Origin of the sequence: Nostoc sp. NMS4, assembly GCF_017115095.1 — a bacterium.
GTDB lineage: Bacteria > Cyanobacteriota > Cyanobacteriia > Cyanobacteriales > Nostocaceae > Nostoc.
On sequence record NZ_JABXKI010000343.1, the window covers coordinates 1 to 11,212 of the forward strand.

10 protein-coding genes are annotated in these 11,212 nt (G+C 42.1%); 4 read left to right on the forward strand and 6 right to left on the reverse strand.

What is annotated here, in order from left to right; translation table 11 throughout:
* Positions 1-153: 153 nt before the first annotated feature.
* On the reverse strand, positions 154-978 hold the full coding sequence (gene cobM, locus HWQ37_RS30495) for a precorrin-4 C(11)-methyltransferase (RefSeq protein ID WP_292754226.1): 825 nt from the start codon (positions 976-978) through the stop codon (positions 154-156).
* Between the two features lie 233 nt (positions 979-1,211).
* Complete coding sequence (gene lgt, locus HWQ37_RS30500; RefSeq protein WP_292754229.1) at positions 1,212-2,087, reverse strand: prolipoprotein diacylglyceryl transferase; 876 nt, start codon at positions 2,085-2,087, stop codon at positions 1,212-1,214.
* A 297-nt stretch (positions 2,088-2,384) separates the two neighbouring features.
* On the opposite strand from lgt, the gene coaD reads away from it, so the two are divergent.
* From coaD to HWQ37_RS30515, 3 genes are all read left to right on the forward strand, one after another.
* Complete coding sequence (gene coaD, locus HWQ37_RS30505; protein ID WP_292754233.1) at positions 2,385-2,936, forward strand: pantetheine-phosphate adenylyltransferase; 552 nt, start codon at positions 2,385-2,387, stop codon at positions 2,934-2,936.
* Positions 2,846-3,514, forward strand: coding sequence for a DivIVA domain-containing protein (locus tag HWQ37_RS30510; protein ID WP_292754236.1), 669 nt, complete (start codon positions 2,846-2,848; stop codon positions 3,512-3,514). The genes coaD and HWQ37_RS30510 overlap by 91 nt, the downstream gene beginning before the upstream one ends.
* A 237-nt stretch (positions 3,515-3,751) precedes the next feature.
* Positions 3,752-4,078 carry a Ycf66 family protein gene (locus tag HWQ37_RS30515; protein WP_292754239.1) on the forward strand — a complete coding sequence of 109 codons (327 nt, stop codon included), beginning with the start codon at positions 3,752-3,754 and terminating at the stop codon, positions 4,076-4,078.
* 105 nt (positions 4,079-4,183) lie between these two features.
* Here HWQ37_RS30515 and HWQ37_RS30520 read toward each other — a convergent pair whose 3' ends face one another.
* The 3 genes from HWQ37_RS30520 to cysS form a co-directional block, all read right to left on the reverse strand.
* Complete coding sequence (locus HWQ37_RS30520) at positions 4,184-5,530, reverse strand: TldD/PmbA family protein (protein WP_292754241.1); 1,347 nt, start codon at positions 5,528-5,530, stop codon at positions 4,184-4,186.
* A 122-nt stretch (positions 5,531-5,652) separates the two neighbouring features.
* A complete protein-coding gene (locus HWQ37_RS30525) occupies positions 5,653-7,092 on the reverse strand; it encodes a TldD/PmbA family protein (protein ID WP_292754243.1) in 1,440 nt (479 codons plus the stop codon).
* Between the two features lie 128 nt (positions 7,093-7,220).
* Positions 7,221-8,687, reverse strand: coding sequence for a cysteine--tRNA ligase (gene cysS, locus HWQ37_RS30530; protein WP_292754246.1), 1,467 nt, complete (start codon positions 8,685-8,687; stop codon positions 7,221-7,223).
* 340 nt (positions 8,688-9,027) lie between these two features.
* Between cysS and HWQ37_RS30535 the strand changes: the two genes are divergently transcribed.
* Positions 9,028-10,128, forward strand: coding sequence for a CobW family GTP-binding protein (locus HWQ37_RS30535; RefSeq protein ID WP_292754249.1), 1,101 nt, complete (start codon positions 9,028-9,030; stop codon positions 10,126-10,128).
* A gap of 172 nt (positions 10,129-10,300) precedes the next feature.
* Here the strand turns inward: HWQ37_RS30535 and HWQ37_RS30540 are convergent, their stop codons facing one another.
* A complete protein-coding gene (locus HWQ37_RS30540) occupies positions 10,301-11,107 on the reverse strand; it encodes an Rpn family recombination-promoting nuclease/putative transposase (RefSeq protein WP_292754252.1) in 807 nt (268 codons plus the stop codon).
* Between the last annotated feature and the right edge of the window lie 105 nt (positions 11,108-11,212).

Consider the following 11,212-nt stretch of genomic DNA (forward strand, 5'->3'; position numbering starts at 1 on the left):
AGATGAGGGAGCAATCAATTCAAAATTCAAAATTCAAAATTCAAAATTCAAAATTAAAGAACTTCTGCCCAATGCCCTTATAGTCCGTCAATAAATAATTGATGGATAAATTAAATTTCCTGTAGAGACGGCGATTTATCGCGTCTCTAGCCTTTAGTTATGAGATGAGCGAAATAGGTGATTATGTTCGGGATGATATAAACGCGATCGCCCTTTTGTTGTCGAGAGTGCTGGACTGATTATATAAAGTGTAGTGCGAATTAGTTTTTCTTTCTGAGTACATTCCACCATTTGATTTAGAGGGACAACCTTAATTTTTTCATCGGGCCAGCCGATGCGAAAGCAAATCGCAATTAGGGTTTCGGCTGGATAGTGTTCGAGTAGTTTAGCTTGGGCATTTTCGACGTGACGCGCACTTAAATACAAGCAGAGACTAGCCTGATGTGCTGCAAGAGTGGCTAATTCTTCGGCGGCGGGGACTTCTGTACGTCCACTGATGCGCGTCAAAATAATTGTTTGGACTAAACCAGGGACAGTCAGTTCTAATTTGAGTTTGGCAGCAGCAGCTTGAAAGGCGCTGATACCAGGTATGACTTCAAAAGGAATATTTGCCTCTGCGAGGAGGTGCATTTGCTCGTGGATGGCGCTGTAGAGACTAGGATCGCCAGAATGGAGACGGACTAGAGATTTGTGCTGCGATCGCACCCTATCGATCATAATCGCCAAAATTTCTTCTAAAGTCTGATTCGCAGTTCTAATTATCTCCGCATCTTTTCGGCAAAGTTCTAAAATTTGTTCGGGTACTAAAGAATCAGCAAATAAAATTACATCAGCAACAGCTAGTAGTTTCTGCGCCTTCACCGTCAATAAATCAGGATCTCCAGGCCCTGCTCCGACAATATACACAGATGGTTCTACAGCATATAGTGTTTTTTTATAGCTGAGGCTTTCTGTATATTCACTCTTAGAAGAACACACGGCAATCCCTCAAAAAAATTTTTTGGCATTTTCTCAGTATCTTTCCGGATTCACCCTCTTTCCCTAGTAGAGAGTAATGGTAGATGCACCCTGGTTAAGCCCTAGAAAATATTCTGGGGCATTTTTTATTTTTTAGTCATTTGTCATTTGTCATTGGCCAAACAGGGCATGGGGCTGAGGTGCAGAGGGAGAATAATAACTCCTAACTCCTAACTCCTAACTCCTAACTCTCCTCATCCCCTCATTTCCCCATTCCCCTTGGGAGTAGGCACTACATCGGGTAAAGGGCGTTTAAGTAAGTAAAGCCAAGCTAATCCAACTAATCCTAATAAAATTCCTAGAATACTGACTACTTGCGCCATTCGTAATGGCCCCAGCATCAAGCTATCAGTGCGAAAGCCTTCAATCCATAAGCGTCCTAAACTGTAGGCTGGCCAGTAAATTAGAAATAGTGTGCCTACCTTCAGGCGTGGCTTACCGGATAAAGACCGGAAAAACAACGTTATTAGTAGCGTAAACACCATTAAATCCCACAGAGATTCGTAGAGAAAGGTGGGATGAAAGTAATCGAAACTAACATAGTCTAGAGGACGATGGTCTGTTGGAATATAAAGCTTCCAGGGTAAATCAGTAGGATCGCCAAAAGCTTCAGAATTAAAGAAATTGCCCCAACGTCCGATCGCTTGCCCTAAAATCAGCGAAGGCGCGACTAAATCTGCTAGTTGCCAGAAAGAAACTTGCTTGATTTTAGCAAAGATTAACGCAGCCACAACGCCACCAAGAATCGCTCCATGAATGGCAATACCTCCTTCCCAGATCGCAAAAATTTTCCCTGGAGTTGGGGCATATTTTGACCACTCAAAGAAAACGTAATATAGTCGTGCGCCAGGAATTGCCCCAATCAACAACCAAAAGAACAAATCGCCTAGCAACTCAGGATTAACGTTACGGCGCTTTGCCAATTCTTGGGAAAGGATAACGCCAATTAACACTGCTGTGGCAATTAACAAGCCGTACCAACGAATACTTAGTGGCCCTATTTTCACCAGAATCGGTCCTGGAGAAGTAAATTGAAACGCCAAGGGCAAAGTGGGAAAATCCAGCGCCATGAAAAATTACCTAGAAAAGTTAGTTAACTACCCGCGCACTTTGCTAAGTACGGAGTTTATTGCATCTTGAATACTGGAACTATACTTGAATCTTCCACAACGAATTGTGGGGACGTAGGTAAAAATCCAGTATTCATATTTAGGAGTCTAGTTCCTAACGCCTAGTTGAGCATAACTTGGGCCACTAAAACAATTGAGTTTACCATCCTTACCGAGAACGCAAGATGGTAGATTTGAGTAAGTTACACAAAACGGTTTCGATATAATCACCTAAACAACTTTGATATATTTAAAATTGTGATTGCTATTTATCCTGGTAGCTTCGACCCCATCACCTTGGGACACCTCGATCTCATCCAACGCGGTAGTCGGCTGTTTGAGCGGGTGATTGTCGCTGTACTGCGGAACCCTAACAAAATGCCACTTTTTAGTGTGGAGCAACGGCTAGATCAGATCCGTCTTTCTACACAACATCTACCTAATGTAGAAGTAGACAGCTTTGATGGTCTTACTGTCAACTATGCTCAAATGCAACAAGCACAAGTTTTGATCCGGGGTTTACGAGCTGTGTCAGATTTTGAAGTGGAACTGCAAATGGCTCACACCAATAAAACTCTTTCTACCCAAATAGAAACAGTTTTTCTCGCAACCTCAAATGAATATAGTTTTTTAAGTAGTAGTGTGGTAAAAGAGATTGCAAGGTTTGGTGGCTCTATCGATCATCTCGTTCCCCCACACATTGCCCTAGATATATACCAATGCTACAATCAGAAATCTCCAATGTTGAACCCAATCTCAACGGAAGCAATGCCCCCTCTCAAGAATATGTCGGTGGAGAGGGAAGCATAGATATTCAGCAGGAACTCAACCGTCTAGAGGAAATGGTTCTCTCTAGTCTCAGGATTCCTCTGACGGGACGCACACTCATAGATGAAGAAAAGCTGCTGGATCAGCTTGATTATATTCGGCTGGCTTTACCATCACTTTTTCAAGAAGCAGCAGCAGTTCTCGACCAAAAGGACGAAATTCTGTTGGAAGCGGAAGAGTATGGACAGCAGGTAGTTGAGGCTGCACAAGCAAAAAGAGCGCAAATTTTAGCTGAAAGCGATATTATCCACCAGGCGGAACAAGAAGCTGAACAATTGCGGCGACAAGTGCAACAAGAGTGTGAGGGAATAATGCAAGAAACCCTCGCCGAGATTGACCGTAAGCGGTATGCTTGTCAGCAAGAGTTAGAGCAAATGAGGCAAACTGCGATCGCTCAGGCTCAAGACATTGAAGATGGTGCTGATGCTTATGCTGATGGCATTTTGGGCAATATCGAGCAGGATCTCAAAGATATGTTGCGAATTATCACCAACGGACGACAACAATTGCAAATTGATAACCTCACTCAGCGCAATTCACCTCCAGGGAAGAAAAAATAGAGGTTCTAACGATAGATGGGAAAAATTCTAGGTTGGGTTTCGCTGTTGCTTAACCCAACAATTTTCATGAAGGAATAATTTTAGGGAATCTACCTAGTACCGCAAGGCGTAATTCGTAATTCGTAATTACCTGTTCACAAGGGTTTCAGATATTTCAAATGGTTGGTTTATTTCCGCCGTGCTGTACTAGTAATAAATTTAAAATTTTAGCTTGTAATTAAGCAGGATTTTTAATAAATGCTTACTTTCGCTCAAGTGAACTTTGGATTAAATATAGCTGGTTTAATTGGAATTATTTATTTGCTTTGGGCAATTATTTACTTGATTTTAACAGTAGCTTGGTTATCTCAACGTGGAACCAGGCTTAGAGGTTGGGCTTTATCCCTTTACATTATCCAACTTATATTTACGCCAATTATAATGTTGTTAAGTGGAGCAATCTTGTATTATCAAGGTTGGCGTTTAGATCCAGTTCTTCAATTTGAGCAATTTTTATTGTTGCTATTAATTCTTTACCTGAGTATTAAAGATATTGTAATTAATGCAGTTTATAGAGATAGATAATTTTAGTATTTGCGATCAAACAGATCCCCGACTTCTTTGAGAAGTCGGGATCTAGAGCTTGCAATTCTCCCAAAAAATTCATCAAAACCGCAATTCAACAACTCATTATAGGGTGTAAGTAAAATCATTTACTAGCATACCGGGAACTAAACTACCTCCAAGTTGACGACTTTCATAAGTTCCTACTTCAGGAATGAATTCTTGAAAAGTAGTCAATTCTACAAGATTGTCTCCCCAGAAGCGATAGAGACTTTCATCAAAACGTAAGTTTTCAATGGGTGCGATAATTTCTCCATTTTCTACCCAAAAACAAGCATAACGAGTCATACCTGTGATTCTACCAGTGTGGCGATCGCTCCAATTCAAGTAATGTAAATTCGATACATATAACCCTGTATCTAAACTCGGAAGAATCTGCTCAAATCCTAAATTTCCCGGACTCACTTCTGGCGCTCGTAAAGTCTCTGAACCATTAGCACCATTGGCAATTTTTTGATATTCTTTAGCGGTTCGAGAATTCACCAAAGTATTTACCAAATATCCTTTTTCTATTACAGGTAATTCCAGTGCTGCCATTTCTCCCAATTCATTAAATCGTGGCACTAATCCCCTCTGGAAGTTTTCTTTCAAACTAAATTTTAGAGAAAGTTGTTTTTCTTGACGCGATAAAGCAGCTAAAGCACTATTTCCTTGTTGGATATCAGCCTCGCTCACTGCTCCCCAAGAAAGCATCAATAATAAATCTGCAACAGCAGCAGGAGCAAAATAAGTTTTATACTGTCCTCGTGGTAATTCTTTAACTGGACGAGCCAGCAATTCTAGTTGCTTTTTGGCTTCGCTAATTTTGGCGATATATGCAGATTTATCCCAATCACTCCCGGCAAATGTGCCTTTAACTGCTTGTTCAGATGGGGAAAATAGAGAATAATCTAATGTAAAAGAATCAGTAGCAAACCAGTGTTTTTGAGCGCTAGAATCACCATAAGCTTTAATTACCACTCCCCCTGCATATATCCCTGTAAAATCCAATTCCGCGACTAGTTCTAATACAGTTGGTACTACTGCTTCCGTCGCCAATAAATTACCAGAATGTATTTCTCGACTGATATTATTTCCTGATGGCAAAACTAGATATGGATCGATGGGTAGTAAAATAAGTTCGTCACGTAGTTCTTGCAAAGCATTATATGCTAACTGCCAGTCTACCTCCCAATTTCCAGTAAAGGGAAACCGCCGAACACTATTGCGTTGCTGTTTCATCAAAGTCAGTTCTATCCAACCATCAGCAACACAACCAGTTTGCCGCACTTTCGCATGATTAAAACGAGTAAATTGACTTATCTCACTGCTAAGTCTCACAGTGAATTGTTCATCTTCTGCTTTTTTAATCAGCAGACTTTCAATAAGTCGATTAAAGCTGACTTCTAACGCAGATAATTCCTCAATTTTCATAGATATTAAATATTAATAGACCATTAAAGAGGAGGGATTTGAATCTAAATCCCCATGCAATTACGAATTACGAATTACGTTAGCGTAGCGGTAGCGAGTCCGCGAGCGTCATTACGAATTATTTAACTTCCTCCACCAAAAACTTCAACATTAGCAAATACACAGACAGGTGAACCGTGTCCTACCCAAATGGCCTGATTTGGTTCTCCTTTACCACAATCAGGAGTACCATACATTTGCCAGTTTGTGGCATCTCCTACTTTAATTAAACTATGCCAAAACTCTGGTGTTGTGGCGCGGTAGTTGGGATTACGGAGAGTTTTGGTAAGTTTACCATTTTCAATTAATTTAGCGTACTCACAACCAAATTGGAATTTGTAGCGGCGATCGTCAATTGACCAAGAACGGTTAGATTCCATGTAAACACCGTGTTCTATCCCGCCAATAATGTCTTCAAGAGTCCCGTTTAAAGGCTCTAAATTCAAGTTACCCATGCGATCGATCGCAGGTCGATTCCATGAGGAAGCACGGGCACAGGCAACTCCTGCTACTCCTGCTCTAGCTTGACTTTCTAGACTACCTAAACCCCGTTGGAGTACTCCTTCTTTAACCAAATACTCCCGTGTTGCTACAGCACCCGTATCATCAAAGCCATAACTGGCAAATTCACCATGTACGGTGGGATCAAAGGTAATATTCATCAACGGCGAACCATAAGCTAGGTTGCCAAAATCACTTTTATTAACAAAGCTGCCCCCAGCATAGTTACGCTCATCTCCCAAAATTCGGTCAATTTCTAGGGGATGCCCGACACTTTCATGGATTTGCAGCATCATTTGATCTGGGGCTAAAACTAAATTGGTACGAGTGCTTGGGCATTCTTCTGCTGTTAAGAGTTCTACTGCTTGTTCGCCAATTTGCCGCACCCGATGCCATAAGTTTTCTTGTTTTAGTAGTTCGAGTCCGCCTTGATAACAGTTTGCTTGCGAGCCGTTGTTGGTGCGCTGCTGTACAACCACTCCATCTTGGGCAGTGGCTCCGTAATGAGTAGCTATAGATAGAATTTTTTGATAAACTTCTGAGCCATTACTGCTAATAAACCAAGATTCTCGCTCGATTGTGCTGGCACTAGCTATGGTTTGCACAATTTTGTCGTCAACTTTGAGCGTTTGGCAAATACGAACCAGTAAATCGTTGATTTCACCCGGACTCAGAGCATCCAATGGCTCAAGAAATGGGGATTTATATTCACCAACGACTTTAGGGCGTTCACTTTCACGGAAGGGATGTATCCACCATTCACTGGCTGCTAGTGCCTGTTTATAGGCTGTTTGAGCGGCGGTTTGCAGGGAAGAAAGTTCTAGAGAGTTAGTAGCTGCATAACCCAGACAGCCATTGACCAAAACTTCCAGCATGGCTCCGACAGTGAAGGATTTGCTGTTTAGTTGGGGTAAGGCATCACGGACTGAGCGGGTAGTAGAAGTCTCCTTGACGGCTCTAATACCAATCCAATCAGCAGGAATATCGAAACTAGCGATCGCTTTCTTGAGTTCAGACCACATAATTTAAAGAATTGGGCATTGGGCATTGGGCATTGGGCATTGGGAATTGGGAATTGGGAATTGGGCATGGGGCAGAAGTTCTTTAATTTTGAATTTTGAATTTTGAATTGATTACTCCCTCATCCCCTCTAATTCCGGTGCCAGCGTGTACCATCACGGCTATCAATTAGCGTAATACCTTCTGATTGAAGTTCGTCACGAATGCGATCGCTTTCGGCAAAATTTTTGGCTTTACGTGCTTCTTGCCTTTGCTGAATTTTCGCCTCAATTTCCCCATCGCTTAAACCATTACTCGTGTGAGTTTCGGCTTCTATCTCGGCTTCTAAACCCAAAACTCCAGCTAATGTGACAAGAGTTTGCCATTGACGCTGTAACTCATCAGGGGAAGTTTCGGTTTTCCCTTCATGTACAAGAATATGCCCCTGACGACGGAGTTCTTTGGCTAATTCAAACAATACTGTTAATCCACCAGGAAAATTAAAGTCGTTATTTACGGTTTCTTGGAAACGTTCAATAGTTTCAGGAAGTAGTGAGGCAGTCTCCACTCCCCAGCCTAGTTTTTTGCCGTATTGGTAGCCGAAGAGTAAACCTTCTTTAATGGTGTGCCAGCCATTAGTTGCTGCGGCGATCGCTTCATCGGTAAAATCTATGGGTGTTCGATATTGAGCGGTTAACACAAACAACCGCACTGCCATCGGGTCAACTCCTCGATCCAGTAATTCTCTAATAGTGGTAAAGTTGCCCAAAGATTTGGACATTTTTTGACCATCTACTGTCACCATGCCGTTATGCAGCCAGTAACGCGCTAGGGGTTTTCCTGTCACCGCCTCAGATTGGGCAATTTCGTTTTCGTGATGAGGAAAAATTAAGTCAGTACCACCAGCATGAATATCTATGGTATCACCCAAGCGATCGCGCACCATTGCCGAGCATTCTATATGCCATCCCGGACGACCTGCGCCCCAAGGAGATTCCCAAGCTGGTTCTCCCGGTTTTGCTGCCTTCCACAAAGCAAAATCAAAGGGGTCTTTCTTTTTCTGGTACTCTGGATCTTCTACATTGACACGTTGGCGTAGCCCGCCGTAGGCATCGCTTTTCCCAACTTGCAAATCTTCTAATTTCTGTCCCGAAAGTTTACCATACTCAGAAAACTGCCGCACTGCATAATACACGTCGCCGTCAGCAGGGTAGGCAAAACCCTTATTTTCCAACTCATGAATTAACCGTTGAATGCCATTCATCGTATGGGTAGCGCGGGGATATTCATCGGCTTCTTTGATTCCCAGCCGCGCCATATCCTCAAAATATGCTTTGATAAAGCGATCGGCTACAGCTTCCATTGATGAATGTTCAAGACAGGCTCGATTCAGAATCTTGTCATCAATATCGGTAAAATTTTGGATATATCGGACTTCATAACCGATAAACTGGAGGTATCGGCGGATTACATCCCAAACGATGCAAGCTCTAGCATGACCCAAATGGCAGTAGTCGTATACCGTCACGCCGCAGTAATACATCTTAACCTTGCCTGGTTCGACTGTTTCAAACGGTTCTTGACGACGGGTGAGCGTATTGTAAAGTGTTAGGGTCATATATCAATTCAAAATTCAAAATTCAAAATGGAAAACCCCGTATTGGTAGGCATTCTGGCTGCTGACTGGATGAAAGTCAAAGGTAGAACAGCTTAACAGATGTAATCCTGAATAGGGAGATAAGCAATAATAGGGTAAAGCAGCTGGGATGACAGTCCAGCATCCCTATGCTAGTACGTCACGGCGGAAATCAACATACTATTGGACAAAATCTCGAAAGCCCATAAATCAAGGGTTTTTGAATTTTGAATTTTGAATTTTGAATTCCGCGTAGCGGCGCTAGTGTTTTCTGGACTATCTGCGCTACATTACTATTTTTTGATTATTTGATAACAGCGCTATGCAATCAGCAGTTACACCCGAATCTTCGGCAATGGATACGCCCAAACAAGGAATGCCAGTAACAATTATTACGGGTTTCCTCGGTAGTGGCAAGACGACTTTACTTAATCATATCCTCAACAACCAGCAGGGTTTGAAAACCGCCGTTCTCGTGAATGAATTTGGCGAAATTGGCATCGACAACGAGCTAATTGTTTCCACTGGTGAGAATATGGTGGAGCTAAGTAATGGTTGTATTTGCTGCACTATTAATAATGATTTGGTAGATGCAGTTTACAAAGTTTTAGAACGCCAAGAAAATCTAGATTATCTAGTAGTGGAAACAACTGGATTGGCAGATCCGCTACCAGTAGCTTTAACGTTTCTGGGTACAGAATTACGGGATTTAACCCGTTTGGATTCGATTATTACTGTGGTAGATGCGGCGAATTACAGCCTAGATTTATTTAACTCTGAGGCAGCATACAGCCAGATTGCTTATGGTGATGTAATTGTACTGAATAAGGCTGATTTAGTTGATGAAGCCACTTTGAAGGAGTTAGAAAGAAAAATTAACGAAGTTAAGGAAGGAGCAAGAATTATTCGCGCTACGCGATCGCAAGTGCCAATTCCTTTAATTCTCAGTGTTGGTCTGTTTGAGTCTGATAAATATTTTGACACAGTGGTGGATGAACACGATCATCACGATCATGATGACCATGATCACTCAACCTGCGGTCACGATCATCACGACCATGACCACGATCACCACGATCATCGCCATCATTCTGACCATTTAGAAAATGATGGTTTTACTTCCATATCTTTCCAAAGTGACAAGCCTTTTTCTATTAAGAAGTTTCAGTATTTCTTAGATAACCAGCTACCCTCAAATATCTTCCGAGCCAAGGGGATTATGTGGTTTGATGAAAGTCCAAAGCGTCATATTTTCCACCTTTGCGGTAAACGCTTCACTTTGGATGATGATGAATGGCAAGGTAAATTGAAAAATCAACTAGTGCTGATTGGTCAAAATTTAGATCGTGAGGCTTTAATTAGTCAACTCGAAAACTGTATTTGTCTACCTTCAACCTCTCGCGGTAAAGGTTTTGGCAAATAAAAGTTAGGAGAGACGCGATTAATTGCATCTGTACAAGAGTTAAGAGTTTAATACTTGTACTCGTTCCCAGGTTCCACCTGGGAATGCATTCTTAATGGCTCCGCCATCGATTTTGAGCAATGAAAATGAGAGAATAGCGACGGCGAATAGCCCGTCGTAGACATCGCATTTCTCACTCCCCTGCATTACCAGTTTGTTCACTTCTCAATTGCTGTACCTGATCCACGGATAACCCCGTCACTTTCGCCACTATTTCCACCGAGATTCCCTCTTGGAGCAAATTTATCGCTACACGCCGCGCTTCTTCAGCACGACCTTCAGCACGACCTTCAGCACGACCTTCAGCTAAACCTTCAGCAAGGATAGCTTGATAAGTTACTGACTCCTGCATAAGTTCCCTCCGCAGCAATTGTTGAATTATCTCTTTCTCTAATACTAGCCCAGCCAGAATGAACGCTGAGGCTGCAATATTATTCTGGATACGTTGATCAGTAATTTCTGAAATTTCCTGAGCAACTTGTTGTAACGTAGCAGTGCGGTCATTTGTCTGACTTAACACCGCAAATGGTAATAATCCTGGATGCTGCAAAAATACACTTGTTGGTTGCTCCCAAAGACGAATTACCTCGAACCGATGAGAGGTTTCTTCCAAAGTGAATGTAGTTTGCTGTACAAGTTCTGAATTTGTCTGTTGTAGATAAATCACTACCTGACGCATTCGCTTATTCTTAAAGCGACGATACCCTCGCAACCGATAATCAATCATCCGAAAGGGAATATCAGCTTTCGGTTGGGTTTGGAATTCTAAATGCAGCACAAGCTCATCCGATTGGAGCAATATCAGCGCATCGGCGCGAATTGGTTCCAGGGAAAGCTCAGAAGGGCTTAATTCTGTGAGGGTGATAGATTCTCCTAACAGCCATGTGGCAAAGTCACTGGAGAAAGTTTCAGCAAGGAACTTACAAACATTATCGAACATTAAGAAATTTTATCAGGTGGTAAGCGCTCATTGTTTCTATATTTAGTTGGGTGGAGGCTTTGCGTAACCCAACATCCTGATATATGTTGGGTTACGCAAAGCCTC